At 69.6% G+C, this 26323-nt stretch carries 28 protein-coding genes and 1 riboswitch; all 28 genes read right to left on the bottom strand.

Annotation, left to right across the window (positions count from 1 at the left end; genetic code table 11):
• Positions 1-4 precede the first annotated feature (4 nt).
• Positions 5-487, bottom strand: coding sequence for a tRNA adenosine(34) deaminase TadA (gene tadA, locus Strain318_RS06730; RefSeq protein ID WP_367887744.1), 483 nt, complete (start codon positions 485-487; stop codon positions 5-7).
• The gene (locus tag Strain318_RS06725; RefSeq protein WP_367887743.1) at positions 484-1440 is read right to left on the bottom strand and encodes a hypothetical protein; all 957 of its coding nucleotides are present in this window, start codon (positions 1438-1440) and stop codon (positions 484-486) included. Before Strain318_RS06725 ends, tadA begins: the two co-directional genes overlap by 4 nt.
• On the bottom strand, positions 1437-4022 hold the full coding sequence (gene clpB, locus Strain318_RS06720; protein ID WP_367887742.1) for an ATP-dependent chaperone ClpB: 2586 nt from the start codon (positions 4020-4022) through the stop codon (positions 1437-1439). Before clpB ends, Strain318_RS06725 begins: the two co-directional genes overlap by 4 nt.
• A gap of 99 nt (positions 4023-4121) precedes the next feature.
• Positions 4122-4865, bottom strand: a complete 744-nt coding sequence (gene recO / locus Strain318_RS06715; RefSeq protein WP_367887741.1) for a DNA repair protein RecO — start codon at positions 4863-4865, stop codon at positions 4122-4124.
• Positions 4862-6781 carry a TonB-dependent receptor plug domain-containing protein gene (locus Strain318_RS06710; RefSeq protein WP_367887740.1) on the bottom strand — a complete coding sequence of 640 codons (1920 nt, stop codon included), beginning with the start codon at positions 6779-6781 and terminating at the stop codon, positions 4862-4864. The genes recO and Strain318_RS06710 overlap by 4 nt, the downstream gene beginning before the upstream one ends.
• Before the next feature lie 56 nt (positions 6782-6837).
• The gene (locus Strain318_RS06705; protein ID WP_367887739.1) at positions 6838-7626 is read right to left on the bottom strand and encodes an ABC transporter ATP-binding protein; all 789 of its coding nucleotides are present in this window, start codon (positions 7624-7626) and stop codon (positions 6838-6840) included.
• The gene (locus tag Strain318_RS06700) at positions 7623-8597 is read right to left on the bottom strand and encodes a FecCD family ABC transporter permease (RefSeq protein WP_367887738.1); all 975 of its coding nucleotides are present in this window, start codon (positions 8595-8597) and stop codon (positions 7623-7625) included. Before Strain318_RS06700 ends, Strain318_RS06705 begins: the two co-directional genes overlap by 4 nt.
• Positions 8594-9514 (bottom strand): ABC transporter substrate-binding protein, encoded by a 921-nt coding sequence (locus Strain318_RS06695; RefSeq protein ID WP_367887737.1) that lies wholly within the window; start codon positions 9512-9514, stop codon positions 8594-8596. Before Strain318_RS06695 ends, Strain318_RS06700 begins: the two co-directional genes overlap by 4 nt.
• A 104-nt stretch (positions 9515-9618) precedes the next feature.
• A riboswitch (cobalamin riboswitch) is annotated at positions 9619-9791 on the bottom strand.
• An 11-nt stretch (positions 9792-9802) separates the two neighbouring features.
• Positions 9803-10960, bottom strand: a complete 1158-nt coding sequence (locus Strain318_RS06690; RefSeq protein WP_367887736.1) for a hypothetical protein — start codon at positions 10958-10960, stop codon at positions 9803-9805.
• Positions 10957-11451: a bifunctional nuclease family protein gene (locus Strain318_RS06685; RefSeq protein ID WP_367887735.1), complete on the bottom strand. Its 495-nt coding sequence runs from the start codon at positions 11449-11451 to the stop codon at positions 10957-10959. Before Strain318_RS06685 ends, Strain318_RS06690 begins: the two co-directional genes overlap by 4 nt.
• Positions 11452-11467: 16 nt before the next feature.
• Positions 11468-12646, bottom strand: a complete 1179-nt coding sequence (metK, locus tag Strain318_RS06680) for a methionine adenosyltransferase (protein ID WP_367887734.1) — start codon at positions 12644-12646, stop codon at positions 11468-11470.
• A 92-nt stretch (positions 12647-12738) separates the two neighbouring features.
• Positions 12739-14505, bottom strand: coding sequence for a phosphoenolpyruvate--protein phosphotransferase (gene ptsP / locus Strain318_RS06675; RefSeq protein ID WP_367887733.1), 1767 nt, complete (start codon positions 14503-14505; stop codon positions 12739-12741).
• A gap of 3 nt (positions 14506-14508) precedes the next feature.
• Positions 14509-14775: an HPr family phosphocarrier protein gene (locus Strain318_RS06670; RefSeq protein WP_367887732.1), complete on the bottom strand. Its 267-nt coding sequence runs from the start codon at positions 14773-14775 to the stop codon at positions 14509-14511.
• Positions 14775-15533: a PTS system mannose/fructose/sorbose family transporter subunit IID gene (locus tag Strain318_RS06665; protein ID WP_367887731.1), complete on the bottom strand. Its 759-nt coding sequence runs from the start codon at positions 15531-15533 to the stop codon at positions 14775-14777. The genes Strain318_RS06670 and Strain318_RS06665 overlap by 1 nt, the downstream gene beginning before the upstream one ends.
• Positions 15530-16234, bottom strand: coding sequence for a PTS sugar transporter subunit IIC (locus Strain318_RS06660; protein WP_367887730.1), 705 nt, complete (start codon positions 16232-16234; stop codon positions 15530-15532). The genes Strain318_RS06665 and Strain318_RS06660 overlap by 4 nt, the downstream gene beginning before the upstream one ends.
• On the bottom strand, positions 16234-16725 hold the full coding sequence (locus Strain318_RS06655) for a PTS system mannose/fructose/N-acetylgalactosamine-transporter subunit IIB (RefSeq protein WP_367887729.1): 492 nt from the start codon (positions 16723-16725) through the stop codon (positions 16234-16236). Before Strain318_RS06655 ends, Strain318_RS06660 begins: the two co-directional genes overlap by 1 nt.
• Positions 16715-17092, bottom strand: a complete 378-nt coding sequence (locus Strain318_RS06650; RefSeq protein WP_367887728.1) for a PTS sugar transporter subunit IIA domain-containing protein — start codon at positions 17090-17092, stop codon at positions 16715-16717. The genes Strain318_RS06655 and Strain318_RS06650 overlap by 11 nt, the downstream gene beginning before the upstream one ends.
• Positions 17085-18053: an HPr(Ser) kinase/phosphatase gene (gene hprK, locus Strain318_RS06645; protein ID WP_367887727.1), complete on the bottom strand. Its 969-nt coding sequence runs from the start codon at positions 18051-18053 to the stop codon at positions 17085-17087. The genes Strain318_RS06650 and hprK overlap by 8 nt, the downstream gene beginning before the upstream one ends.
• A gap of 3 nt (positions 18054-18056) precedes the next feature.
• The gene (locus Strain318_RS06640; RefSeq protein ID WP_367887726.1) at positions 18057-18377 is read right to left on the bottom strand and encodes an HPF/RaiA family ribosome-associated protein; all 321 of its coding nucleotides are present in this window, start codon (positions 18375-18377) and stop codon (positions 18057-18059) included.
• Positions 18377-19492: a glycosyltransferase family 4 protein gene (locus Strain318_RS06635; protein WP_367887725.1), complete on the bottom strand. Its 1116-nt coding sequence runs from the start codon at positions 19490-19492 to the stop codon at positions 18377-18379. The genes Strain318_RS06640 and Strain318_RS06635 overlap by 1 nt, the downstream gene beginning before the upstream one ends.
• Entirely contained in the window at positions 19489-19908 is a 420-nt protein-coding gene (gene nusB, locus Strain318_RS06630) for a transcription antitermination factor NusB (RefSeq protein ID WP_367887724.1), read from the bottom strand. The genes Strain318_RS06635 and nusB overlap by 4 nt, the downstream gene beginning before the upstream one ends.
• Positions 19908-20393, bottom strand: coding sequence for a 6,7-dimethyl-8-ribityllumazine synthase (gene ribH, locus Strain318_RS06625; RefSeq protein ID WP_367887723.1), 486 nt, complete (start codon positions 20391-20393; stop codon positions 19908-19910). Before ribH ends, nusB begins: the two co-directional genes overlap by 1 nt.
• A complete protein-coding gene (locus Strain318_RS06620; RefSeq protein ID WP_367887722.1) occupies positions 20393-21592 on the bottom strand; it encodes a bifunctional 3,4-dihydroxy-2-butanone-4-phosphate synthase/GTP cyclohydrolase II in 1200 nt (399 codons plus the stop codon). Before Strain318_RS06620 ends, ribH begins: the two co-directional genes overlap by 1 nt.
• Before the next feature lie 4 nt (positions 21593-21596).
• Entirely contained in the window at positions 21597-22193 is a 597-nt protein-coding gene (locus Strain318_RS06615; protein WP_367887721.1) for a riboflavin synthase, read from the bottom strand.
• 19 nt (positions 22194-22212) lie between these two features.
• Positions 22213-23310: a bifunctional diaminohydroxyphosphoribosylaminopyrimidine deaminase/5-amino-6-(5-phosphoribosylamino)uracil reductase RibD gene (gene ribD, locus Strain318_RS06610; protein ID WP_367887720.1), complete on the bottom strand. Its 1098-nt coding sequence runs from the start codon at positions 23308-23310 to the stop codon at positions 22213-22215.
• Between the two features lie 14 nt (positions 23311-23324).
• Positions 23325-24284, bottom strand: a complete 960-nt coding sequence (locus Strain318_RS06605) for a hypothetical protein (protein ID WP_367887719.1) — start codon at positions 24282-24284, stop codon at positions 23325-23327.
• 19 nt (positions 24285-24303) lie between these two features.
• Positions 24304-25338 carry a phosphoribosylformylglycinamidine cyclo-ligase gene (gene purM, locus Strain318_RS06600; protein ID WP_367887718.1) on the bottom strand — a complete coding sequence of 345 codons (1035 nt, stop codon included), beginning with the start codon at positions 25336-25338 and terminating at the stop codon, positions 24304-24306.
• Positions 25335-26252 carry a PfkB family carbohydrate kinase gene (locus Strain318_RS06595; protein ID WP_367887717.1) on the bottom strand — a complete coding sequence of 306 codons (918 nt, stop codon included), beginning with the start codon at positions 26250-26252 and terminating at the stop codon, positions 25335-25337. The genes purM and Strain318_RS06595 overlap by 4 nt, the downstream gene beginning before the upstream one ends.
• Between the last annotated feature and the right edge of the window lie 71 nt (positions 26253-26323).

Here is a 26323-nt window from a genome sequence, read left to right as displayed (position 1 = left end):
GCCGTCAGCCGCGCTTCCCCTGGAAGAACGCCGTCAGCAGCGCGCCACACTCCTGCTCGCGCACTCCGCCCTGCACCTCGGGCCGGTGATTCAGCTTCGGATGGCGCAGCAAGTCATGCACACTGCCGACCATGCCGGCCTTGTCGTCCCAGGCGCCGAATACCACGCGCCCGATGCGCGTGTGGAGGATGGCGCCCGCGCACATCGCGCAGGGCTCGAGGGTCACGTACAGCGTGGCCGTCGGCAGGCGGGAGTCACCGATCGCGTAGGCGCCCGCCTTGAGCACGCGCATCTCGGCGTGCTGTGTCGCGTCCTTGCTGCCGACCATGGCGTTGCCGGCGCGCGCCATCACCTGCCCATTGTGGACGAGTACGGCACCCACCGGCACCTCACCCGCCTTCGCGGCCTTCTGCGCCTCCACGAGCGCGAGGCCCATCCAGTAGGCGTCTTCCTCGGCGCGCGAGGCAAAGGTCACGGGACCGCTCATGCGGGCGGCGTCCAGCCGTAGTAGTCCTCGAGCATGCCGAGCAGCGCCGTCACGAGAGCCTCGGCGAAGGCGGTGCGATTGGCGGCGGTATCGCGCACCCCGATGTTGTGGCACTCGATCTGGATGGCATCGACGGCACCGCCCGACGCCGAGCCGTGGCGCTGCGTGTTGTAGCCCCCGCTGAAGTAGTCCTCGCCCGCCAGCGGCGCGGGCGTGACATCCGACGGCACCGACGGGAGGCCGAGGGCCGCCAAGCGAGATCCGAGCGCGCGCGGGCCCCGCACGAGGGCCGCCCCGGAGTCTCCCATCGGCTTCAGTTGGTGCAAGCGCGTGATGCTCGTGCCGGGCAGCAGTGGCAGCAGTTGGGCGTCGGACAGGCGTAGCTGCGATGCACTGAGCATGTAGCCCAGTTCGAGACGGGGAATCGCGTGGGCGTGCCCGTGCAGGTCGATCAGGATGGCGCGCGCGTGCGTACGCGCCGCGCGGGCGCGGGCCGAGTCGATGTTGGCCTGCCAGTACTCCCACATGCCGGTCAGCTGCGCGAACCCACCCGTCGCCTCCGTGAGCTCGCGATTGCCGTCGAACTTGCGACGATGCAGCCGATTGATGACCACGAACGGCCGGCGACCGATGCGCCGCTGGAAGGCCGCCGCGATTTCCTCCGCCAGCGCCTGCGTGTTGGCGTCATTGAGCGTCACGCAGCCTGCGCAATTGCGGTCGGGGAGTTCGCTGGGTGAGAGGTCCCCACCGTGCGGCGCGACAATGACCACGGGAATCGTCCCGTCACTCGCCGAGACCCAGCCGGTGGGATCGAGGCTGGGCGCCGGAGCGGGCGTGGGCGTCGGCGTCGCGGGATCCCGCCCTGGCGCCGTGGTCCCGCTCGCGCCGCCGCCGCAGGCCGCGGCGACGGTGCAGGCGACGAGCAGCGCCGAGCGGCGCCAGCGCCCCGTCACGCGACGCGCTCGAACGTGAGCGCGTCGCCCCGCACGGTCGCGCGAATGTGGTCGCCGTCGTGGAACTTGCCCTCGAGCAGCTCCAAGGCGAGCGGATTCTGCACGAGCCGCTGGATGGCTCGCTTCAGCGGCCGCGCGCCGAATGCCGGTTCGTAGCCCTCATGCGCGACGAAGGCCTTGGCCTCCGGCGTAAGCTCGAGCGTGATCTTGCGGTCGGCCAACAGCTTGGCCGTGCGCGCCAACTGCAGATCCACGATGTGGCCGATCTGCGCCTCACCGAGTGGACGGAAGATGACGATGTCGTCCACGCGATTGAGGAACTCCGGCTTGAACTGCTGGCGCAGCGCCGCCGTCACCTGCGTCTCGACCACGGCCCAGTCGCCGCCGGCGTTCTCGAGGATCCAGCTCGAGCCGACGTTGCTCGTCATGATGATCACGACGTTCCGGAAGTCCACCGTGCGACCCTGCGAATCGGTGAGCCGTCCGTCATCGAGGATCTGCAGGAGGATATTGAACACGTCGGGATGCGCCTTCTCGATCTCATCGAAGAGCACGACGCTGTACGGCCGGCGGCGTACCGCCTCGGTGAGCTGGCCGCCCTCGTCGTAGCCGACGTACCCCGGCGGGGCGCCGATCAACCGCGACACGGCGTGCTTCTCCATGTACTCCGACATGTCGATGCGCACCATCGCGTGCTCGTCGTCGAAGAGGAACTCCGCCAGCGCGCGTGCGGTCTCCGTCTTGCCAACGCCTGTGGGGCCGAGGAAGATGAACGAGCCGATCGGGCGGTTCGGATCCTGCAATCCGGCACGCGAGCGGCGCACGGCATTCGCCACCGCCTGCACCGCCTCGTCCTGGCCGATGACGCGCTTCGCGAGCTCGCGGTCGAGCTTGGCTAGGCGTTCTCGTTCGCCCTCGAGCATGCGGGTGACCGGGATGCCCGTCCACCGGGCCACGATCTCGGCGATGTCGTCCGCGGTGACCTCCTCCTTCAAGTAGCGCGCCTTCCCGGCCTGCTCGGCGAGCCGCGCCTCGACGGCCTTCAGCTCGGACTCGAGCTTCGGGATCTGCCCGTACTGGATCTCGGCGGCCTTCTGGAGATCGCCGCTGCGCGTGGCCTGCTCGACCTGCGTACGCGACTCGTCGATCTTGGTCTTGATCCGACCGACCTCGCCGAGCGCGTCCTTCTCGAGCTGCCACTGCGCCTTCATGCCGGCGCTCTGCTCCTTGAGCTGCGCGAGCTGCTGTTCGATGGTCGTGCGCCGCTCGACGCTGGCGGCGTCCTTTTCCTTCGCCAGGGCCTGCCGCTCGATCTCGAGCTGCACGATCTTGCGTTCGACTTCGTCGATCTCCTGCGGCAGCGAGTCGATCTCGATGCGCATGCGCGACGCGGCCTCGTCCATGAGGTCGATGGCCTTGTCCGGCAGGAAGCGATCGCCGATGTAGCGGTTGGAGAGCGTGGCCGCGGCGACGACCGCGCCATCCGTGATGCGCACGCCGTGATGCGACTCGTAGCGCTCCTTGAGGCCGCGCAGGATGGCGATGGTGCTCTCCACGGTGGGCTCGCCGACAAACACGGGCTGGAAGCGCCGCTCGAGCGCCGGGTCCTTCTCGACGTGCTTCCGGTACTCATCCAGCGTGGTCGCGCCGACGACGCGCAGCTCGCCGCGGGCGAGCATGGGCTTGAGCATGTTGCCGGCGTCCATCGCGCCCTCGGCCTTGCCGGCGCCGACCAGCGTATGCAATTCGTCGATGAACACCACGAACTTGCCTTCGCTGGCGGTGATCTCCTTGAGCACGGCCTTCAGGCGTTCCTCGAACTCGCCGCGAAACTTGGCGCCGGCGATCAAGGCCCCGAGGTCCAGCGAGATCAACCGCTTGTTGCGCAACGACTCGGGGACGTCCCCGTTCACGATGCGCTGGGCCAAGCCCTCGGCGATGGCCGTCTTGCCCACGCCGGGTTCGCCGATCAGCACCGGGTTGTTCTTGGTGCGGCGCGAGAGCACCTGCATCACGCGGCGCACCTCTTCGTCGCGACCGATGACCGGATCCAGCTTGCCCTTGCGCGCGTCCTCCGTGAGGTCGCGCGTGAACTTCTGCAGCGCCTGGTACTGGTTCTCCGGGGTCTGGTCGGTCACGCGATGCGCGCCGCGCACCTGTTCGAGGGCGTCTTCGAGCCCGTCCTTGGTAACGCGCTGCGCCTTGAGGAGATTTGCGCTCTCCGAGCCCTTCGCGATGGCGAGGCCGAGCAGTAGGTGCTCGGTGGAGATGTACTCGTCGCCGAGCTTCTTGGCTTCGGCTTCCGCCGCATCGAGCACGGCGTTGACTTCGCGCGCCAGCGACGGCTGCGCGTCGCTCTGCTTGGGGTAGCGTGCGATCTCCCGCTCGACCGCCTGCGTGAGCGCTGGAATCGCCACGCCAAGCTTCTGGAGAATCGGAACGACGATGCCCTCGTCCTGCTGGAGCAGGGCGAGGAGCAGGTGCGTGTCGTGCACCAGCGGGTTGCCGGCCTGGCGCGCGAGCGCGAGCGCGTCGGTGATAGCTTCGCTGGACTTTACGGTGAGGCGATCGGGTTTCAGCATGGGCTCGAATCGGCGGAGAGTACGCAAGGAGGCGGTTTCACTTCGACGCTCTCGCAACTCCTACGCCTGAGAAGTTACGCCGTTTCGGCAGGGGCGTGCTCAGGAACCCAGCCGCTCCCAGGCCTGGAATGCCGGGAAGGCACGGCCATCGCCGAGGTGCTCTTCGAGGAATTCACGCAGCAAGCGCTGGTGCGCCTTGGCCGTCTGCGCGTCGTGTAGGGGAATCTCCCGGTTGTCCATCCACGCGACCAGTGTGGCGCGCGCCGCGGCGGGGAGGTTGCGCGCGCCGGGGACGAGCGTGCGACAGGTCGAGCACACCGCGCCGCCGCTGCGATGGGAGAAGCGCACATCTTCGTCGACGGTTAAGTCGCGCTGACAGAGCGCGCAGCTCTCGAGCGAGGGCGCGAAGCCAAGCTCCCCAACGATCCGCCACGCAGCGGCAATCGTGGCGGCCGCGACCTCGGCGTCCGCACTGATGGCGACGCGGTCGAAGCCTGCCGCGAGCGCGTCATGCACGCCCGCGGTGGCTTCGGTGCCGAAGCGCAGGCAGATCTCGGCCAGCGCCGCGGCGGCGCCGAAGCGCGCGAGGGACCCGGCCAACGCTGGCCTCGCACGGGAGGCGTCGAAGCCGGCAAGCGTGTGCAGATCCCGGCTGGGATGCAGCACGAGCAGCGCCGTGCCGCTGGTGAAAAGGTCGAGCCCTTGCCCGAACCGGCTCTTGGGGCGCCGCGAGCCCTTGGCAATCGCCGAGACCACGCCGGACTCCCGCGTGGCGAGCCGTACGATCCGGCTCGTCTCGCGGTAGTCGAAGGCGTGGAGGACGATGGCCGCGGTCTCGATCACCGCTCCAATCTAAGTCCCGCGTAGAGGATGCGACCCGGACTCCGGAAGCCCTGGATCTGCGTGAACTGCACGTCGGTGACATTATCCGCGCGGAGCACGAGGCGGCCGGTCTCGCCGAGGCGGCCCGGCAACCGCAGGTCGGCGGCAAGGTCAACGGTGGTGAAGCCGCCGAGCACGACGACACCAGCCGGGAACGACGCGAAGTCGCGGTCCTCGCGTTCACCGGTGCGGACGATCACGGCCGACACGTTGCCCTGCGTGCCCAGCGCCCGGCGCAGTTGCAGCGTGGTCACGTTGGCCGGCCGACGGAGCAGCTTGCCGCCCCGCACGAAGGTCGCGCTCGCGGTGGTGTCGAAGCCGGACTGCGCGACGCGCGTGCTGGTCCACGTGTGTCCGATCTGCGTCTCGACGCCGCCGACGCTCGGCAAGGTCACCTCGGCCTCGACGCCGCCGGCGTTCGCCGCCACGATGTTCTCGTAGTTGGGCGAGCCGAAGGGCACGGCGCCGTTGTACTGGATCATGTTCTTGAAGCGCTGCGCGAAGCCGGTGATCGAGAGGCGCACGCCCGTCGCCAGCGTCGCGTCGATCCCGAGGTCCGCCGAGCGCGACTCCTCCGGACGCAGGTCGGGATTCCCGACCGTGAAGCCGCCCGCGAAGTTCTCGAAGAAGTTGGGCGCCTTGAACGCCGTCCCCGCGGAGCTGCGCACGCGCAGCCCGTCCGCGATGCGCCAGCCCGCCCCGAGTCGCGCGGTGCGGAAGCTGCCGAATGCCGAGTTCTCGTCGAGTCGCGCGCCAACCGTGTAGCTGAGGCGTCCCCGCTCGCCGAGCGCTTGCGCGTAGAGGGCCCTGTTCTCGCGCGCGGCGCGGAGCGTGTCCGGGAAATCGCCGAACTGCGACTGACTCACCGAGGTGCTGCGCTCCTGGTCACGAGCCCACTCGGCGCCCAGCGTGAGGAACTGCGCATCGCCCACGCGCAGCGTGGTGCGCGCGTCGGCCATGCGACGCTTCACCGCCCCGCGCGCGAAGAAGCCATAGAAGCCGAGCGTGTCGCCCGGGGTGTCCGGCCCGTCGTTCGTGCGCGGCAGGAGGTCCATCCACGTGTACTGCGCCCGCGTTTCGACGCGGTCGGTCCACCGGCGCCCCACGTCGAGCCCCGCGAGCACGCGATTCTCCGTGCGCTCGGCGTTGCGATCGACGAGCGTCCCGGCCGAACCGGTGGGGTATTGGTACATCGAGTTGTTGAAGCGTCCGGTGAGACGGATGTCCGTCTTCGCGTCGGCCGCGAGGTCGAGCGCGCCCGAGATGCCGTCATTGCGATACGCGTTGTTGAAATCGAGGACGCCATCCATGGCGTGGCGGTCACCCTGCAGCGTCCATCCGAGACGACCGAGGGCCCCGCTGGCGCCGAGCGATCCGCGCACGGTGCCGAAGGAGCCGCCGCCGAACTCGCTGCGGAGGCGAGCGGCCCCCGCGCCGCGGCGCGTGATGATCTGGATGACGCCCGTCACGGCCTCCGAGCCATAGAGCACACTGGCCGGGCCGCGCACCACCTCGATGCGTTCGACGTCATCGAGCGTGAGGCGTCCGAGATCGAGGGTGCCGCCGGGTTCGTTGATGGCCACGCCGTCCACGAGCACGCGCACGTAGTTGCCCTGGCCGCCACGCATGAAGACGGTGTGCTGCGAGCCGATGCCGGAGCTGCGGGCCATCGCGATGCCTGGCACACGCCGCAGCGCGTCGCCCACGTGCGTGACGCCCTCCGCGCGGAGCAGTTGCGCATCGAGCACCGTGACGGCGGCCGTCTGGGCATTGATCGGCGTGGGCAGCCGCGTGGCGGTGATGACCGTCGCGGGCAGCGAGTCCTGCGCGGTGAGGAGACCGGGTAGTGCGGCGAGGAGAAGGAAGGCGTGCTTCACAGGAAGAGTGCCGGAAGTTGGGGAAACGGAGACGAGGCGGAGAGGTCGCGGACTGGTTAGCGAGTGCCCCGGCCGCGCAACGGTACGAGCACCGGTGCGCCGACGGCGGGATCGCGCGAGACCACGAGTGGCCACTCGTAGACGCGTTCGAGCACTTCGCCGCGCATCACCTCGGCCGGCGTCCCGGCGGCGGCGATGCGCCCATGGTGCAGCAACACGATGTGGTCCGCGAAGCGGGCCACGAGATTGAGCTGATGGCTGACGAGCAGGATGCCCTGCCCTTCGCGCGCGAGCGCGTCGAGCAGTTCGAACACCGCCATCTCGTGCGCGATATCGAGGAACGTGGTGGGCTCATCGAGCACGAGGCTGCGCCCACCCTGCGCGAGCGCCCGGGCGATGCGCACGCGCTGCCACTCGCCGCCCGAGAGCTGGTCGGTGCTGCGATCGGCGAAGGCCGCGACGTCGGCGCGCTGCACGGCGCGCGCAATCGCCGCCCGGTCCTCGGGGCTGCGTCCCGAGAACGGTCCACCGTGCGGATGCCGCCCCAGCGCGATGTACTCGGGAACCGGCAGCGGGAAGACCGGCTCCTCGCGCTGCGCGACGACTGCCATCTGCGTGGCGACATCGCGACGGGGCATCGTCATGAGGTCACGGCCATCGAGTGCAATGGCGCCGCGCTCGAGCGGCAACCGTCCAAGCAAGGCACGCACCAAGGTGCTCTTGCCGCTGCCGTTCGGGCCGACGACCGCCGTGATGCGACCGGGCGGCACGTCGAAACTCACGCCATCGACGGCGGGCGCCGCCGCGTGCGGATAGCGCATCACCACGTCCGTGAAGCGGATCATCGCATCCTCCGCAGGCGCCAGAGGAAGAACGGCACGCCGATGAGGGCAGTCACGGCGCCGAGCGGGAGTTCCGCGGGGCGCAGCAGCGTGCGGGCGGCGAGATCGGCGAGCACGACCAGTGCCGCGCCGACGAGTGCGGCGGCGAGCAGACTCTCGCGCGTGTTGCGGGCTCCGAGCGCGCGGCCGATCGCGGGTACGATCAAGCCGACGAAGCCGATGAGTCCGGCGCCCGCCACGGTGGCTGCGGCGAGCAGCGAGGCCGCGAAGTAGACGCGGCGCGTCACGCGCTCGACGGGGAGGCCCAACGAGGCCGCCGCGTCTTCGCCCAGGGCGAGCACGTCGATGTCGCGCGCCCACAGGACGAGCAGTCCGATGCCGACCGCCACGTAGAGCGCGACCCAGCGTACGCCACGCCACTGCGCGTCACCGAGGGAGCCCATCATCCACCACAGCGCACCGCGCACGGTGTTCTCCGGCGCCGTGGCGAGGGCGACCATGATGAGCGCGGTGCAGAACGCGCCGACCACGACGCCAGCCATGAGCAGCACGCGCGGGTCGGCGTGGCCGGCCACGGCGCGCGCCACCAGCAACACGACGACGACCGCGGCGACTGCGCCGGCGAATGCGGCCAGCGGCAGCACCGCGGCGGACGCGATGCCGAGCGTGACCGCCGTGACGGCGCCCGCCGCGGCCCCGCCGGAGACGCCGAGCAGGTACGGCTCCGCGAGCGGATTACGCAGCGTGGTCTGCAGCGCGGCACCGCTCACCGCCAAGCCCGCGCCGACGGTGATGCCGAGCGCAATGCGCGGGAGCCGGAGGTCCTGCACGATGGCGACTTGCGTGGCGTCTCCCTGCCCGACGAGCGCGCGCAGCACATCGAGGGCCGCGATCGGCACGGCACCGCCGGCCACCGCCACCACCGCGGCGACGATGACAATGCCCACCAGCAGCAGCCAAAGGCGCAGGCTCACGGCAGGCCCGAGCCGATGTTCGCGAACGAATCCACCAGCGCGCGACGCAGGAAGCGCGCGGCCTCGCCCATGCGCACGCCGGGGCGCCCGACCACCGTGGTGTCGATCACGAGAATGCGACCGGCGCGCACCGCCGGCACGGCCTGCCAGAGCGGATTCGCCCGCAACTTGCGCGCGTTGTTGGGCCCCGCGAGGATCACGTCGGGATTGCGCCGCGCAATCTCCTCCAGCGACACGGCCGGTGACGGCTGCTCGGCGTCGGCAAAGACGTTCACCGCCCCGGCGATCTCCAACAGCTCAGACATGTAGCTGCCGCCGCCGATCGTCATGATCGGCGCATCCCAGATGTGCCAGAACGCGCGCACGGGTTCCGCCGGGCGCGGCATCGCGCGCACCGCCTCGACGGAGGCGCGCACCGAGTCGGCGACGAGGCGGCCGAGCGAATCCACGCCCAGTGCCGCGGCAATCACGGGCAACACGCGCTGCAGGTCGGCGACCTTGTCGGTGCGATGCGTGAGCGTCGCGATGCCGGCGGCGCGCAGCTGCTGCACCGCGGCGCGGTTGGACTCGCTGGCGTAGAGCAGCACCAGGTCCGGCCGCTGGCCCATCACGGCCTCGACGTTGGGCCCCATGCCGGGGCCGAGGTCGGGCACGGCCTTCGCGGCCTCGGGGAACAGGTCCCAGGTCGTGCGCCCGACGGCGCGATCCCCGACACCGAGGGCGAACAGCAACTCGGTCGTCACGGGGTTCAGCGAGACGACGCGCTGTGCCGGCCGCGCGAAGCGCGACGTGTCGCCGAAGTCGTCGATCACCGTGTGCGAGAACGCGGGCCCGCCCGTCGCGGCGCGCTCCTGGCCCGTGCAAGCAGCGAGCAGCAGCGCGAGTGTGGCGATCCGACGAACCGGGTCCGAGAACACGAAAGGCTCCTTCCGCAATGGGAAGGAGCCCGGATGCACGTCAGCTCGGCCCGTCGATGATCAGCGGACCTACGCGAACGCCACGGACCCTCCCCCGAGGGTGACGATGTGGCGCGAACGTGGGTCGTCTCCTGGCTCCGGGCCGTCTCACTCACCTTCCCGCGACCCGCAAGTCGCAGTGGCTGTGCTCGAGTGGACGAATGCTGATGCCCGATACAGTGGCGGGGCCGCGCCGGCATTGCACCGGCTTCCGTGTCCCGCGTTCGCCTTCAGTTGTTGGACGGAATCCTACGCGAGCCCGTCCCGCTTGGCAAGCACGGCACTCAACCGCCCCTTCAACTGCGCGCGCTTGAGGTAGTGCTCGGCTTTCTGCTCTTCGGTCGGTGCGGCAAGCTGGTCGTATGCCGCGTCGAGGGCCGCGATCTCGGCCGCCAGCGCCTCCGGCGTCGGCTCGCGGCGACGCGCAAACGCATCCGGGCCGCGCCGCATGATGGCCATGCCAAAGCCGAGCAACATGGCCGCACCGACGGCGGTGACGATGAGCAACAGGCGGGTCCTCGACCCGGAGTCCTGCGTGCCGGGCGCGGAGATCGTCACGGTGGCCGGCGCCTTCAGGTCTTGGGCCAGGAAACGCTTGAACGGGCGACCGTCGACCTGCACCGGGTCCACCTCGGTCAATCCGGCACCGAGGGCCGATCCGCGCGGGTCCTCGACGAGCACCTCCATCACCGGGACGTCCTGCTCCAGGGCGATCGACAGCTCCGTCTGGCTCAACGGCAGCACATACGAGAACGAGAACTGCTTGAGTCCCGGCGAGATCGGGGCCCAGACGCGCACGCGGCCTTCGTCGGCGCGCACGGCGTCCGGCGAGATGTCGCCCTGACCGCCGATCACCTCGGTGACGCCGGCGGGCAGCGGCGCCTCGAAGGTCGCGACCTGTCCGGCCCCGGGCACGCGCGTCAGCGAGCTGTCGTTCGAGAGTTCGTACACTTCGATGACGGTACGCACGGGCTGCGCCGTGTCCGGCGCGGTCACGATGACGTGCCGTCCGCGCACGGTGATCGGCACCGGTCCACTCGTCGTGTCGAACACTTGCAGGTCGGCCATGCCGCCGCGCACGCGTGCTTCGCGCGTCGGCGGCGTGAAGTAGGCGATGCCGCCGCGCGATGCGCTCACGAAGTACACGGCGTTCGTGTCGCCGGTCGCGCGGTACTCGAAGGCATACGTTCCGTCGCCGCGCGTGCGCATGGAGTCGATGGGATTCGCCGCGTCCACGCCGACGCGGTGCAGCACGACCCAGACACCCGGCACCGGAAGCTGCCGATTGCCCGCCCCCGGCCGCGTCACCGTCCCGGCCAGCGCGCGCGGCGTTCCCTGGGCGGCGAGCGGCATCGCCACGAGCGCGGCGAGCGAGAGTAGGAGCGCGAAGCGACGGCGTGCGGTCATGGCGTAAAGCGTCCGAAGTCCTCGGGCCGCAGGTGGCTCAGGTGCCGCTGCAGCTCCTCGACTGAAAGATGGTCACCGTCGGCCGGCGCGTCGGCGTCCGCATCGTCGTCCCCGTCGAACAGCGCCTCGGCGACGAAGATCGGCGCCCCCGCACGCAAGGCGATGGCGATCGCGTCCGACGGACGCGCGTCCACGACGATGTTGCTGCCGTGGCGATTGAGATGGAGCTCGGCATGGAACGTTCCCTGCACCACGCGCGTGATCTGCACGCGGCGCAGGAGCCCGCCGAGGCCGGTGATGAGCGAGGCCGCGAGGTCATGCGTCATCGGCCGCTCGCGCTTCACGTCATTCAGGTGCGCCGCGATCGCCTCCGCCTCCGGCCGCCCGATCCAAATGGGAAGCGCGCGGTCACCCGCGCGCTCCTCGAGGATCACGACGAAGGCCTGCGACTGCGCGTCGAGGCCGATCCGCTGGACGTTGACTTCAATCACGACGATGGGCCGGGCCTCAGCCCGCGCGCACCGCGCGCTTGAGCTCGGCCACCTTGTTGGTCCGCTCCCACGTGAAGAGCGTGACCTTCTGGCCAAGACGCACGGTCTTCTCGGGCTCCCGGCCGAAGTGGCCGTAGGCCGCGGTGGGGCCGTAGATCGGCTTGCGCAGCTCGAGCGCGTCGATGATGCCCTTGGGCGTGAGGTCGAAGACCTCGCTCACCGCCTTCATGATCGAGCGCTCGTCGACGGTGTTCGTGCCGAAGGTGTCGACCATCACGGACACCGGCTTGGCGACACCGATCGCGTAGGCGACCTGCACCTCGCACTTCGAGGCGAGCTTGGCGGCGACGATGTTCTTGGCCACCCAGCGCGCGGCATAGGCCGCCGAGCGATCGACCTTGGACGGATCCTTGCCCGAGAAGGCGCCACCGCCGTGGCGGCCCATGCCGCCGTAGGTGTCGACGATGATCTTGCGGCCCGTGAGGCCTGCGTCGCCGTGCGGGCCGCCGATGACGAAGCGCCCCGTCGGGTTGATGTGCAGCTTCATCTTCTTGCTGCGCAGCTCCTCGGGGATGATCTCGTTGATGATGTCGCGCTTCACGGCCTCGTGGATGGTCTTGTTCTTGACCGTGTCCGCGTGCTGCGTGGAGATGACCACCGTGTCCACTTCCACCGGGCGGCCGTCCTCGTAGACCACCGAGACCTGCGACTTGGAGTCGGGACGCAGCCAAGGCAGCGTGCCGTCCTTGCGGCGGTCGGCGAGCTGCTTCACGAGCTTGTGCGCCAGCGTGATCGGCAGCGGCATGAGCTCCGGCGTCTCATCGCAGGCGAAGCCGAACATCATGCCCTGGTCGCCCGCGCCGCCGGTGTCCACGCCCATCGCGATGTCGTTCGACTGCTGGCCGAGTGCGTTGAGCACGCCGCAGCTGTCGGCATCGAAGCCGATGCCCGACTCCGTGTACCCGATCTGCTTGATCGTGTCGCGCACGACCTGGCGCAGGTCCACCCAGGCGTTCGTCGTGACTTCGCCGAAGATCGTCGCGAGGCCGGTCGTGACCATGGTCTCGCAGGCCACGCGCGAGCGCGCGTCCTGGGCGAGGAGCTGATCGAGGACCGCGTCGGAGATCTGGTCGGCGATCTTGTCCGGATGACCTTCGGAGACGGACTCCGAGGTGAACAGATGGCGGTGCAGCATCGGGAGAAAAGGGCTGGGCTGTAGTAAGGAAACGGCCGGCACTGCGGCCGGCCGATATCGAGCGCTATCTCGATACGGGAAGGTTAACGCGCCTAGCCGAGACCGAGCAAGCCATCGAGCAGCTCGTCGCCAAGCTCTGCACGCAGGGCATGGCGGAGGATATCGGCCGCCTCGCGCGCCGTCGCCGCGGCCAACGCGGCCTGCGCCGCCGCGGCGGCCCGTTCGGTGCTGACGCCGCGCACGATGCGCTTCACGGCCGAGATGCCGACCGCCGCCACGGAGAGCTGCCGCACCCCGAGTCCGATGAGCGCGTACGCCATCAACGGCTGCGAGGCCATCTCGCCGCAGACGCTCACGGAAAGTCCCGCCGCGTGGCCGACCTCCACGGTGCGGGCGATCAGCCGCAGCACCGCAGGATGCAGCGGCGTGAACCGCGTGACCAGCGAGGCATTGCCGCGGTCCACGGCCAAGGTGTACTGCACGAGGTCGTTGGTGCCGATGCTCAGGAAGCTCACGTCCTTCACGAACGAATCGACGCTGACCGCCGCCGCGGGCGTCTCGACCATCACGCCCAGCGGTACGTCGGCGCGGTGCTCGACACCCTTCGCGCGCAGCTCGGCCGCGGCGTCCTCGAGCAGGTAGCGCGCCTGCCGTACCTCTTCGACGGACACGACGAGTGGCAGCATGATCTGCAGGTCGCCGTGGACGGCCGCGCGCATCAGCGCCTTGAGCTGCACCTTGAAGAGCTCGGGCTCGTCGAGGCACATGCGGATGGCGCGCCAGCCGAGGAAGGGATTGGGCTCGTGCGGGAATCCACCGACCGGCAGCTTGTCGCCGCCGACGTCGTAGGTGCGGATCACGACCGGTTGGTCCTTGAATGCCTCGACGACCTTCCGATAGGCCCGGTACTGCTCGTCCTCGGTCGGCATGGCCGTGCGGCCGACGACGAGGAACTCCGTGCGCATGAGGCCGACGCCCTCGGCGCCGTGGCTGGCGGCCGCACCCGCCTCCTCCGGGAGGTCCACGTTGGCGCGCAGCGTGATGTGGACGCCATCGCTGGTGAGCGCCTCCTTACCGACGAGTCCTGCCAGCTCCTTTTGCGCTTCCGCCTCGCGCCGCGCGCGATCGGCGAACTGCGCGAGCTCGGCGGCGGTCGGCTTCACGATGAGGCGACCGTTGGTCCCGTCGAGAATCACCCGCTCGCCGGACGTGATGCGCGACGTCGCGTTGATGAGGCCGACGACAGCCGGCAGGCCGAGCGAGCGCGCGAGGATGGCCACGTGCGAGGTGCGCGTGCCCGCGTCGGTCGCGATGCCGGCGATCGCGCGGCGGTCGAGCTGGATGGTCAGCGACGGTGTGAGGTCGTGCGTGACGACGATGGCGTTCGAGCCGGGCGCGAGGTCCACCGGATCGTGATCGGGCAAGTCGAGCAGCACTGTGAGCAACCGGATGTGCACGTCCACCAGGTCGCCGATGCGTTCGCGCATCATCGGGTTGGTGCTGCGGCCGAAGTGGTCGCGCCAATCGAGCATCACGATGTCGAAGGCCTTCTCCGGCGCGAGGTTCTGCTGCACGAGGCCTTCGACCTGCTCGCGCAGCGACGCGTCCTCGAGGATGGAGATCTGCACGTCGAAGATCGCTGACTCGGCCTCGCCGGCCTTCTCCGCCGCGCGAGCCTTCACGCCGCGCAGGCGCTCGATGGCCTTGGCCGCCGCGGCCCGAAAGCGGGCGATCTCGCCGTCGATCTCCTCGTCGAGCAGCACGCGCGCGTCGACGTCGGGCACTTCCCAGCGCAGCAAGTGCGCCGGACCGACGACGATGCCCGGCGATGCCGGAACGCCCGTGAGCTCCGCCTGCACCGATCAGTGCTCCCCGAACCGCGACGCGATGAGCTCGGCGAGCGCGTCGAGCGCGGCCGCCGCATCGTCCCCGTCGGCCTTGATGGTGACCGTCGCGCCGCACTCGGCGGCGAGCATCATCACGCCCATGATGCTCTTGCCGTTCACCTGCATGCCGTCGCGCTCAAGCGTGATGTGCGCGCGGTACTTCCCTGCGCACTTCACGATCTCCGCCGCGGGGCGCGCGTGGATCCCGTTGGCGTTCATGACCTCGACGTCTCGTTGCAGCATCAGCGCACCACGGAGTAGAGAAGGAAGGCAGCGAGCACGTAGATGGCGAGGCGCCACCCCTCAAATCTGCCTTGAAGTCGGCTCACGAGGAGAGCCCCGAGCGCGACGGCGGCCAAGACCCCGCCCAGCCACACCCGCCCCTCCCCGAGGAGCTTCTGTGCCGCCACCGGCAACGCGATCCCCGCCACCAAGGCCAGCGCGCGGGCCACATGCGGCGGCCCGTTGCGCAGCACTGGGTTGCCCAGCGCTTGGGCCACCCGCAGGCCATGGGCCCACCCCGCATGCAGGCCCCAGATGCGCAGGCCGAGGTGTCCCAGATTGTACAGCCCGAGGAACAGCGCCACCACGCCCCACGGCGACGCGCCTAGGCCGAAGGCGACGAGGGCCACTGCCGAGCACAGCGGGAGCCAGCCGGCCCACACGAGGCGATCGCCCACGGACCCGAGGGGACCGGGCGCAGCAACGCGAAAGCGCTCGATGTGCGCCGCGGGGGTTCCATCGAGCTCGGCCCGCGCCAAGGCACCTACTGCGACCGAGGCGAGGTACGGGTGCGCATTGAAGTAGCCGCTGTGCCGCGCGATCGCCTGGCGGTACGCTTCCCCGCCCCGTCCGCCGGGCAACCGACGCAGCGCGGGCTCCATGGCGAAGGCGATGCCGTTCCCCAGCATCGTCTCGTAGTTCCACGCGCCCTGGATCCCGAGCAGCCGCAGCAGGATCTCGGCGCGTACGAGCAGGGGCAGCGGCGGCGGTGTGGTCATCCCAGCCCTCCCGCCAGCGCGAAGCCGATGATCAGGCCGACCAGCAACCACCAGCGCGCGCCGTGCGTCGTCGCGGTCACCTTCCAGATGGCCGCGAGCCCGACGGCCGAGGCGACGGAAACGACGACGGCTCGCGAGAGCGTGTTCGGAAACGTGAACGTCGCGAGGATCGCCACGCGCAACGGCGAGAACGCGGCGAGGGCGAGCAACGTGAGCGCGCCGCCGCGCAGGAAATCGGCGCCGATGCCGGCCATCTGCAGGGTCAGCACCGCGCGGCCGTCCCCATGGGCGAGTGCCGCCTGCCGCCGGCGCGCGAGGCGCGCGTTCCATTGCCGCAGGGCCACCATCGACAGGCCACCAACCTGCGCCGCCGCCAGCGCGGCCAGTGCCGCCAGCGTCATGCCCGCCGGCGTGTTGTCCGGCGTCATCGCGAAGAGTGCACCGCCGACCACCGCCGCCGACCCCCACTCCGGATAGCGCGACGCGCCGAACGGCATCGACTCCAGCGCAAAGAACTCCAACGCGGCGCCGATCCACAGGCCGCGCAACGGTTCGCCGAGCATGGCACCGGCGAGCGTGCTCGCGACGATCGGCCGCGAAAGCATCGCCTGCGGGAAGCTGACGACGTCGAGCCCCAGTACCGCACCGAGCGCGGCCAGCGGCAGCAGCTGCAGCCAGTCGACGGCGAGCTCCGGCAGCATCAGCCGGTTCCGTCCCCAGCGAGCACGTCGGGAAGCGGAATCGGCGCGGCCGTCGGAAGGTCCTGCGCGACGACGGTTACGCCACGGTCGGCGAGGGCGCGCAACTCCTGCTCCTCGGTCGGCGTGAGGAAGACATAGCGCAGCCGTGGCACGCGGCCTTCCTTGTGGTGGATGCCACCGATCGTTACGGTGCGGATGTCGGGCACGCGCGCCTGCAGTGCGGCGATGGTCGCGATGTCACCGACCAGCAGCATGCCGGCGCGCGCATCGGCGCGATAGTCGGCAATGCGCCGCGCCGCGCTCTCGACGGAGTCGAAGTAGAGGTCCATCTCGGGCGGCACGCCCATCCGGTACAGCTCCTGCTCCCACTCGGAATCGACCACCGCGTCGTCCACGAGGACGAGGAAGCCGAGCTCGCAGGGCTGCCCCCAGCCGACGACCACCTGCCCGTGGATCAGGCGGTCGTCGATGCGGAAGTAGTCAAGCGCCACGCGGCGGCTCCACGCGGCCGAGGGCTTCGTGACCCTTGGCGACGGCATCCTCCACGCTCGCGCCCATCACGAAGGCGAGCAGCGTCGGCAGCGTCACCCCGGTCACGAGCGTGACATCCGGCGCTCCCTTGAGCAGCCGACGCACGCAGGCGGTGCAGCTGCCGGCCGGAAGGTCCGTGAACACCACACGCGCGCCGGTGGCGACGAGCGCGTCGCGGATCGCCGCATCGATGGCCGCCGGCGCGAGCCCCGTGTTGCTCACCGGCGTCAGCAGGTGCCCGAGGCCGGTGATCTGCTGGACCGCGGAGACCAAGCCGACGGCGAACTCGCCGTGGCCGGCGACGACGGCGCGCGGGGCGTCACTCATCGTCATCGAGCAGATAGCGCTGCACGTCGGCCTTCTCGCGCATGTGCCCCTTCAGGCGTTCGTTGAACGTGTGGGCCGGATCCTCGCCGCTGTACCGCAGCAAGTGGTTCATCGCGATAACCTCGGCCACCACCGTGATGTTCTTGCCGGGATTCAGCGGCACCGAGATCCGCGGCACCTCTACGTCGAGGATCGTCGTGGTCTGCGTGTCGAGCCCGGTGCGCTCCACCGTCATGCCCTGCTTCCACTCCACCAGGTTCACGATCACCTCGATGCGCTTCTGCTGCCGCACGGCGCGGATGCCGAAGATGGCGCGCACGTCGATGAGCCCGACGCCGCGGATCTCCATGAAGTGGCGCTGCAGCGGATGTCCGGAGCCGAGGATGACGTCGGCGCCCTTGCGGCGCGCAATGACGACGTCGTCGGCGACGAGGCGGTGCCCGCGCTCGACGAGGTCGAGCACGCATTCCGACTTTCCGATGCCGCTCTGGCCGGTGAACAGCAGGCCGACGCCGTACACATCGGCGAGCGAGCCGTGCAGGGTGGTAGTCGGGGCGAACGCGTCCTCGAGGAACGGCCCGAGCCTCGCGTAGAACTCCTGCGTCTTGAGCCGCGAGCGGAGGATGGCGATGCCGGCTTTGGTCGCGAGCTCCTCGAACCCCTCCGGCAACGTCTGCCCCTTGGTGATCATCACGCAGGGGATGTCGTAGCTGAAGTAAGCCGTGAGGTTGCGATGCCGCTCCTCGGCGGTGAGCGACTTGAGGTAGGTGACCTCGGTCTCGCCCATCACCTGCAGGCGCTCATGCACGAAGCGCCCGGTGTACCCCGCGAGCACGAGGCCCGGCCCCGACGCATCGTCGCAGGGCACGGGCCGATTCAACCCGTCGGGACTCCCCAGCAGCTCGAGCTGCAGCGAATCCTTGAGCCGCTCATAGAGCTGGCCGACGGTCAGCGTGAGCATGGCTCAGTCGCGCAGGCGAGCGGGCCGCTTGCCACCCTGGCGCCCGTGCGAGCGCTTCTCGCGGCTGGCCTGGGCGTTCACCTTGGCGATTGCGGCGTTCAGCGCAGGCCCGAAGAACTTGCCCTCGCCCTTGCCGACGAGGTCGTGGTGCTTGGGTGCACGCAGCGTGACGGTGACGCGACGGGCCGCCCCATCCTGCTCGAAGCGGATGATGCCTTCCACGATGCGCGGCACGCGCTTGGCGGCGCGTTCCACCGCGCGCGAGGCGCGCACGCGCATGTACTCCGAGATGTCCGCGTGATGCTCGTGAATGACGATTTCCACTAGGTCCGTCCTCCGGGTGTGATCACCGAGCGCAAGTGGGCGTCCGTCTCGCGGGCGCAGCGCTCCCAGGTGAAGGATTCCGCGAAGGCCCGTGCCTTCGCGCCCATCGATGCCACCAGTGCCGGATCGCCGGCGAGCCGATCGTACGCCGCGGCCATGGCGGCGATGTCGCCGTGCGGGACCAAGTAGCCCGTGTCGCCGTCACGCACGGACTCGCGGATGCCGGGCGAATTGGACGCGACGACCGGCGTCCCACACGCCTCCGCTTCCACGTTCGTGAGGCCCCAGCCCTCCTTGGGCGAGGCCAACGACACGACCCAGGCGCGACGCAGGAGCGCCAGCTTTTCCGCTTCGGTCACAAAGCCAAGAAAACGCACGCGCTCGCGCAGGGCAAGCGAGTCGACCAGCCGCTCCAAGGCGGGCCGGTAGTCCCCCGCCCCGGCGATCTCGAGCACGGTCTCGGAGTGCCGCATCTGGGCCAGCGCCCGGATGACGAGATCCACGCCTTTGTACTTCTTGAGCCGCCCGAGATAGGCGATCGTCGGCGTCGCGGCGCGACCCGCCGCGTCCGGCGTGTAGTGGTCGAAGCTGACGCCCGGCGGGATGACCTTCACGAGCTCGCGACGGATGCCACGCGCCACGAGGTCGTCCGCGGTGCTCTCGCTGATCGCCTGGAACGGCACGCCACGGTACAACCAGGGAATCGGGCGCTCGGACAGCCACACGGCCGCGGCGAGGACGGGATTCAGCTCCTGGAATGCCGCGCCGCCGAAGAGGTGCGGCACCACGACGACCACGCGCTGCGGCCCGCTCCACCGCGTGGTGAACAGCGGCATCTTGTTGATGTCCTCGTACAGCACATCGAAGCCGCGATCGGCGAGTTCACGCTCCCAGTACCCGCGGGCGAGCAGCGCGAAGGTCTGCCGCGTGCCCACGCGATGGATCTCGACGCCGTGGCGCGTGGCGCGCGGCGGACAGCCGGGCCAGCCGCCGCAGAGCAACACGACCTCATGGCCGTAGGACGCCAGACGCTCGAGGATCTCATGCAGGTGCGTTTCGGCGCCCCCACCCAGCGGATTCTCGAGGTCCTGCCAGTTGACCGCGCAGATCTTCAAGACAGCCGGCCCATCCTGCGGGCCAAGGCATCGAGCACGCCGTTCACGAAGCGCGCGCTCTGGCCCGACCCGAAGCGCTCGGCGAGCCGCACGCATTCTTGGATCACGACGCGCGGCGGCGTCCCGCCCTGCGTCAACTCGGCGGCGCCAAGGCGCAGCACGCAGCGTTCGATGTGGCCCAAGCGCTCGAGCCGCCAGTTGGTCGTGACCTCGGAGAGCTCGGCGTCCATGTTCGCGCGATCGGCGTCGATGAGCTGAATGAGCGCATGCGCAAAGGCGCGCTCCTCCGGCGCCGTGCCGAGGTCGTCCCACACCAGTTGCGCAACCCTCGGCAACGGCACGTCGTCCTTGCGGACGTCCCAGGCGTAGAGCGCCTGCAGGGCGCGGGCGCGGCCGCGCGTCTCGATGCGCGCCATCAGCCCTCCGCGTCGTTCATGAGGTCGAGGCGACCGAACAGATCGGCCATCTCGAGCGCCGCCAGCGCCGCGTCCCAGCCCTTGTTGCCATGCACACCGCCGGCCCGGTCCTCCGCCTGCTGCATGGTGTCGGTGGTGAGCAGACCGAGGCCGATGGGCACGCCGAACTCGCCCTGCAGCAGCGCGAGCCCGCGGTTCGCTTCCCCGGCGACGAAGTCGAAGTGCGGCGTTTCGCCGCGCACGACGGCGCCGACGGCGACGACGCAATCATAGCGCTCCGTCTGCAGCGCCTTCATGACCGCCGGCGGCAGTTCCCAGGCGCCGGGCACCCAGATCTGGTCGACGTCCTCGAGCCGGCCCCCGTGCTTGAGGCAGCAATCCAGCGCGCCGTCGGCGAGCTTCTGCGTGATGTGCTCGTTGAAGCGGCTGGCGACGATGACGACGCGCCGGCCCTCGGCGCTCGGCACTCCGATGAACTCGGCCATCAGACCGCCCGCAGGTGACCGAGCTTCGTGCGCTTGGTCTCGAGATATTCGGCGTTCTCGCCGTTCGTCGGCGAGATGATCGGCACGCGTTCGCCGAGGGCGAGGCCATAGCCTTCGAGCCCGACGAGCTTCTTGGGATTGTTCGTGATCGGACGGATCGACTTGAGCCCGAGGTCGAGCAGGATCTGCGCGCCGATGCCGTAGTTGCGCAGGTCCGGCGCGAAGCCCAGCCGCTCGTTCGCCTCGACGGTGTCCGCGCCTTCGTCCTGCAGCTGATAGGCCTTGAGCTTGTTGAGCAGCCCGATGCCGCGGCCTTCCTGGTCGAGGTACACGATGACGCCCTTGCCCGCTTCGACGACGAGGCGCATGGCCTCGTGCAGCTGCCAATGGCAATCGCAGCGCAGCGAGTGGAAGGTGTCGCCGGTGAGGCACTTCGAGTGCATGCGCACGAGGACGTTCTCGCCGGCGTCGACGTCGCCGTAGACCAGCGCCACATGCTCACGCGCGTCGACGTCGTTGCGGTAGCCGACCAGCCGGAACTCGCCGAACTCGGTCGGCAGGCGGGCCTCGGCTTCGCGATGCACGAGGCGCTCATGCTGCAGCCGGTACGCGACGAGCTGCGCGACGGTGATGAACGTCAGCCCGTGTTCCTTGGCGAAGGCCTCGAGGTCCGGACGCTTCGCGGTGGAGCCATCCGCCTTGAGGATCTCGCAGATGACGCCGGCGGGCTGCAGGCCGGCCAGGCGCATGAGGTCCACGGCGGCCTCGGTGTGGCCGACGCGCTGGAGCACGCCGCCTTCGCGCGCCCGGAGCGGATGCACGTGGCCGGGCCGGCGCAGGTCGCTCGGCGCGCTCGCCGGATCGGCCAGCAGGCGGATGGTCGTGGCTTGGTCGCTGGCACTGATGCCCGTCGTGACGCCGTGGCGCGCCGCCGCATCCACGGTCACCGTGTACGCCGTGCGCAGCGCGTCGGTGTTCTCCGAGCCCATCATCTCGAGGTTCAGGGCCTCGACGCGCGCGGGACTCAGCGCGACGCAGATCATGCCCTTGGCCTGCATGAGGAAATTGACCATCGCCGGCGTGATGTGCTCCGCCGCGCCGATGAGGTCGCCTTCGTTCTCGCGATCCTCGTCGTCTGCGACGACGACGAACTTGCCGTCCTGCAGATCGGCGATGGCCTGTTCGATCGTCCCGAACATATGCTCAACTCTTGAGTAAGGGCGCCGCGAGGCGCTTGAGGTGCTTGGCAAGGATGTCGCCTTCCAGATGAACCCGGTGGCCCGCGCGCAGGCTCCCGAGGGTGGTGTGGCGCATCGTGTGTTCGATGATGCTGAGCCGCATGAGATTCGGCGCCGGCAGTTCGACGACGGTGAGGCTCACGCCATCCACGGCGATCGAGCCGCGCGGCACGAGCAGTTCGTCGATGTCGTCGGGCACGCGCACATCGACGATCCACGCATCGTCCCGCCGCTCGGCGCGCTCCACCACGCCGACGCCGTCCACATGCCCCTGGACGATGTGGCCGCCGAGGCGATCGCCGAGGGCCATCGCACGCTCGAGGTTCAGCTTGGTCCCCACACGCCACGCACCGATGTGCGTGCGGTCGAGCGTGGTCACCACGGCGCCCACCGTGAACTGCCCGGCTGCGAAGTCGCGCACCGTGAGGCACACCCCGCTGCACGCGATGCTCTCGCCCAGCGTGAGCCCCTCGTACCGCGCGGCAATCACGAGTTCGCGGCCGGCCTCCGTCTGGGAGACCGCCGTGACTTCGCCAACCGCTGTGATGAGACCAGTGAACATCGGCGCCGCGAGGGTGGAATCAGCGAGGCGCGTCGTTCCGGTAGATGGTCATGCGGTCCGCGCCGAGATCCTGTTCGGCGAGCACCGACCACCCCGCGCCCCCCTCGACCGGCGGCAGGACCTTCCCGACCGCGGCGAGGGTGTCAGGCCCCAGCGGGACCGACGTCCGAAAGATAATCAGGCGGTCCACGAATCCGCCCTCCAGCAGGGCCGTGGCCACACGGTCGCCGGGCTCGGCGAGGATGTGCTGGACGCCCCGGCTGCGGAGGGCCCGCAGGTGTCCCCCGAGATCGGGCGCGACGCTCACCTCCACCCCCGCCGCCGTGAGTGCCGCCATCGTCGACGGGTCCGGGCGCTCAGCCAGTACGCCCACCGCCACCTCCCGCGCCGTCTTCACGAGCTGGCTCGTCAGAGGCAAGCGAGCGCGCCGGTCGAGGACCAAGCGCCACGGCGCGACGCGCGGTTCCGGCCACTCGCGCACGGTGAGCGCGGGATCGTCGGCCAACACCGTGCCAATGCCGACCAGGATGGCATCCGCCCCGGCGCGCAGGCGGTGCACCTCCCGCTTGGCCTGGGGGCCCGTGAGCCACTGCTGGCGGCCGTCCGCCCGCGCGATCGCTCCCTCTGCCGAGAGCGCGAGCTTGAGCGTGATGAAGGGACGGTCGCGGCGCCTCGCCGCGCGGAGAAACGGCGCGTTGAGCTCCTCGGCGGCCTGTTGCTCGATGCCCACATCGACCTCGATACCGGCGCTTCGCAGCTTCACGATGCCGCCCGCCGCCACCGGATTCGGATCCGTGCAGGCGATGACGACGCGGCGCACCTTCGCCTTGATCAGGGCGTCGGCACAGGGCGGCGTCTTGCCGTGATGCGCGCACGGTTCGAGCGTGACGTACACGACGGCGTCGCGCGCACCCTTCTTCGGCAGCGCCGCAAGCGCGGCGGCCTCGGCGTGCGGCCCCCCAAAGCGCGCGTGAAAGCCTTCCGCGATGACTTCGCCGTCGCGAACGACAACGGCGCCGACCATGGGGTTCGGCGCCGTCTGGCCCCAGCCGCGCCGCGCCAGGTCGAGCGCGCGGCGCATGAAGGCCGCGTCCTGCGCGGCGTCCGCTGGAGTCATGGAAGCCGTCGAGCTCAGAAGCTGATGCGGAGGCCGACGTTGGCGTAGAGGCGCTTCTCGTCCGCGGGCGTGTCGAAGGTGTTCTGCGTGGCGATGCTGCCGCCCGACACCTGGCCGCCTTCGATCACGACCTTGACGAGGAACAGGTTGAGGCCGAGCGAGCCGTACATCGTCGTGCGGCTCATCGAGGCCTTGTCCGAGAAGCTGCCGGTCGCGGAGAGCGGACCGTCCACGACGTTCACCGTCGCCGCCGTCGAGAAGTCATAGGTGTCGCCACCGATGCCGGCGCCGAGCTGGAACAGGAGCAGGTTCTTCTGGGCCGAGAGGCGCCATGACGACGTCTTGATCGAGAAGTCGTTGAGATCGAAGGTGCTGCCGTCGTCCGCACTGGAGGTGAGATCCACCGTCGGCAGGTCACGCTTCATGTACGAGAACGCGACGCCCGGAATCAGCGCCGACTGCTGCAAGAGGCCGACGCGGGCACCGAGGCCGACCGAGACGTTCGACTGCGGCGTGAGCGTGAAGTTGTCCTCTTCGAGCGTCGGGACGTAGGTGACGCCACCGATCAGGTCGATGCCGCCGATGCGGGTGACGCCGACGTTGAAGCCCTTGGTGAGGCCCAGCGCGAAGTCCGCCGTGACCATCGCGGCGCCGCCGTCTTCGACCGCGAAGTTGCGCGGGTTGGCCGCACCGAGCTGCACGTTGTCGATCGTCGGGAAGTTGCCGAGGACCGCGTTCGCGCGCAGCGCGACGGCGAAGTGCGGGAAGCCCCCGAGGTTGGTGCCGATGCCAAGGGTGTGGCTACCGCCGGCGATGGCCGTGCCGAACTGCGGCGCCATGTAGCGGAAGAAGTCGCTGGCGACCGCGCAGGCATCCCCGATCTGCGAGGGATTCGAGCAGGTCTGGGCGGAGGCCCGCGACGGGGTGAAGGCGACGGTCAGCGCGACAGCCGAAACGACCATGAGACGACGCATACCGAGAACGCTCCAGGCGTTAAACGAGGTGAACCCGCCCCGTGCCGGGACGGATGTGGCCGATGGTCCAGTTGGCGACCCCGGCCTGCGACGCAAGGTCGCGTATATAGGACGCGCCAGCTGTGTCGGTAATCACAATCATGCCGACGCCCATGTTGAAGGCGCGGTACATCTCGGCACGATCCACCTGGCCCGCCTCTTCGAGTACCCGGAACAAGGCTGGAATCTCCCAGCTCGTCGTGTCGACGACTGCATCACAATGTGACGGCAGCGCCCGATCGAGATTGCCGGGGATTCCCCCACCGGTGATGTGTGCCATCGCGTGGATGCGTCCGAGCGCGCCGCCGAGGATCGGCAGGTACGAGCGGTGCACGGCGAGCATCACGTCGGCGACCGACTTGCCGCCGTGCTCCGGGAACACGTCGTGCGGCCCGAGCTTGAGTCGCTCGGCGACGATGCGGCGCGCCAACGAGTAGCCATTCGTGTGCAGGCCTGTGCTGCCGAGCCCCACCAGCACATCGCCGTCCTTCACGCCGGCGCTGGTGATCACCTGGTCCTCTTCCACCCAGCCCACGATGAAGCCCGCGAGGTCATAGTCGGGCGGCGTGTACACGCCCGGCATCTCGGCCGTCTCACCGCCGATGAGCGACGCGCCGTTCTCCCGGCATCCCGCGCTCACGCCGGCCACGACGCCCTCGACGACGCTGGGAATCAGCTTGCCGAAGGCGACATAGTCGAGGAAGAACAGCGGCTTCGCCCCCTGCACCAGGATGTCGTTGACGCAGTGGTTGACGAGGCAGTGCCCGATGGTGTCGTGGCGATCGGCCTCGATGGCGGTCTTGATCTTCGTGCCCACGCCGTCGGCGCTGGCGACGAGCAGCGGCTTCTTGGCGCCCTCGGGCACGCGGAACATGCCGCCGAAGCCGCCAAACGCGCCGCGTGCGCCCGCCGTGAAGGTGCTCTCGACGAGCTTCTTGATGCGGTGTTTGGAGTCGTCCGCGGCGTCGATGTCGACGCCGGCGCTCGCGTAGGTCAGCTTCTCGTCGGCGCTCACGCGTTCAGGGCCTGGTCGAAGGTCACCAGCTGGTGGAAATCGGCGACGCGCTTCTCGATGTCCTCGCGCGAGATCTCGAGCAGCCGCTTGAGCGAGAAGCCTTCGACGACGAAGGAGCCCATGGCCGAACCGACGATGACGGCCCGGCGCATGTTCGCCTCGCTCAGGTCGCCCGTGCGGGCGAGCCAGCCCATGAAGCCGCCGGCGAACGAGTCGCCCGCGCCCGTGGGGTCGAACACGCTCTCGAGCGGATACGCCGGCGCGAAGAAGACGCTCGACTGCGTGAACATGAAGGCGCCGTGCTCACCCTTCTTGATGAGCACCGTCTTCGGGCCGCGGTCGAGGATCCACTTGGCCGCGTGCACGAGGTTGGCCTTCTCGGTGAGCTGGCGCGCCTCGCCGTCGTTGAGCGTGATCAGGTCGACCTTGCCGATGAGCTCGAGCAAGTCGGCGCGGCGCGACTCGATCCAGAAGTTCATGGTATCGCAGGCGACGAGCTTGGGGCGCTCGACCTGGCCGAGGACTTCGAGCTGGAGGCGCGGGTCGATGTTCGCCAGGAACACGAAGTCGGCGCTGCGGAACTGCGCGGGGATCTTCGGGCGGAAGTGCGAGAACACCCCGAGGCGCGTCTCGAGCGTCTCGGCGGAGTTGAGGTCGTGGCGATACCGCCCGCGCCAGCGGAAGGACTCGCCCTGCGCAGTCTCGAGTCCGGCGAAGTCGATGCCGCGCGCCTTCAGCGGCTCGAGCTTCTCCATCGGGTAGTCGCTGCCGACGACGCCGACGAGCTGCACGGGCGTCTGATGCGACGCCGAGGCGGCGAAGTAGTTGGCGGAGCCGCCGAGGACTTCATCGGCCTTGCCGAATGGAGTCTCGACGGAATCGAGGGCGACGGAACCGACGACAAGCACGCTCATCTAGATCTCGAGTGTGGGATGGCACGGGCAACTGCTTTCACCACGAAGGCACGAAGACACGAAGGGTACTG

Origin of the sequence: Pseudogemmatithrix spongiicola, from assembly GCF_030623445.1 — a bacterium.
In the GTDB taxonomy this organism is placed as follows: domain Bacteria; phylum Gemmatimonadota; class Gemmatimonadetes; order Gemmatimonadales; family Gemmatimonadaceae; genus Pseudogemmatithrix; species Pseudogemmatithrix spongiicola.
This window is presented reverse-complemented; position numbering and strand designations above follow the sequence as displayed.

Coding starts and splice junctions, on each gene's coding strand:
- tadA (WP_367887744.1), bottom strand. CDS start 487: ATGAGCGGTCCCGTGACCTTTGCCTCGCGCGCCGAGGAAGACGCCTAC.
- clpB (WP_367887742.1), bottom strand. CDS start 4,022: ATGCTGAAACCCGATCGCCTCACCGTAAAGTCCAGCGAAGCTATCACC.
- Strain318_RS06705 (WP_367887739.1), bottom strand. CDS start 7,626: ATGATCCGCTTCACGGACGTGGTGATGCGCTATCCGCACGCGGCGGCG.
- Strain318_RS06690 (WP_367887736.1), bottom strand. CDS start 10,960: ATGACCGCACGCCGTCGCTTCGCGCTCCTACTCTCGCTCGCCGCGCTC.
- metK (WP_367887734.1), bottom strand. CDS start 12,646: ATGCTGCACCGCCATCTGTTCACCTCGGAGTCCGTCTCCGAAGGTCAT.
- Strain318_RS06670 (WP_367887732.1), bottom strand. CDS start 14,775: ATGCTGCAACGAGACGTCGAGGTCATGAACGCCAACGGGATCCACGCG.
- Strain318_RS06665 (WP_367887731.1), bottom strand. CDS start 15,533: ATGACCACACCGCCGCCGCTGCCCCTGCTCGTACGCGCCGAGATCCTG.
- Strain318_RS06660 (WP_367887730.1), bottom strand. CDS start 16,234: ATGCTGCCGGAGCTCGCCGTCGACTGGCTGCAGCTGCTGCCGCTGGCC.
- Strain318_RS06650 (WP_367887728.1), bottom strand. CDS start 17,092: ATGAGTGACGCCCCGCGCGCCGTCGTCGCCGGCCACGGCGAGTTCGCC.
- hprK (WP_367887727.1), bottom strand. CDS start 18,053: ATGCTCACGCTGACCGTCGGCCAGCTCTATGAGCGGCTCAAGGATTCG.
- nusB (WP_367887724.1), bottom strand. CDS start 19,908: ATGGCGCGCATCGAGACGCGCGGCCGCGCCCGCGCCCTGCAGGCGCTC.
- ribH (WP_367887723.1), bottom strand. CDS start 20,393: ATGGCCGAGTTCATCGGAGTGCCGAGCGCCGAGGGCCGGCGCGTCGTC.
- Strain318_RS06620 (WP_367887722.1), bottom strand. CDS start 21,592: ATGTTCGGGACGATCGAACAGGCCATCGCCGATCTGCAGGACGGCAAG.
- Strain318_RS06615 (WP_367887721.1), bottom strand. CDS start 22,193: ATGTTCACTGGTCTCATCACAGCGGTTGGCGAAGTCACGGCGGTCTCC.
- ribD (WP_367887720.1), bottom strand. CDS start 23,310: ATGACTCCAGCGGACGCCGCGCAGGACGCGGCCTTCATGCGCCGCGCG.
- Strain318_RS06605 (WP_367887719.1), bottom strand. CDS start 24,284: ATGCGTCGTCTCATGGTCGTTTCGGCTGTCGCGCTGACCGTCGCCTTC.
- Strain318_RS06595 (WP_367887717.1), bottom strand. CDS start 26,252: ATGAGCGTGCTTGTCGTCGGTTCCGTCGCCCTCGATTCCGTCGAGACT.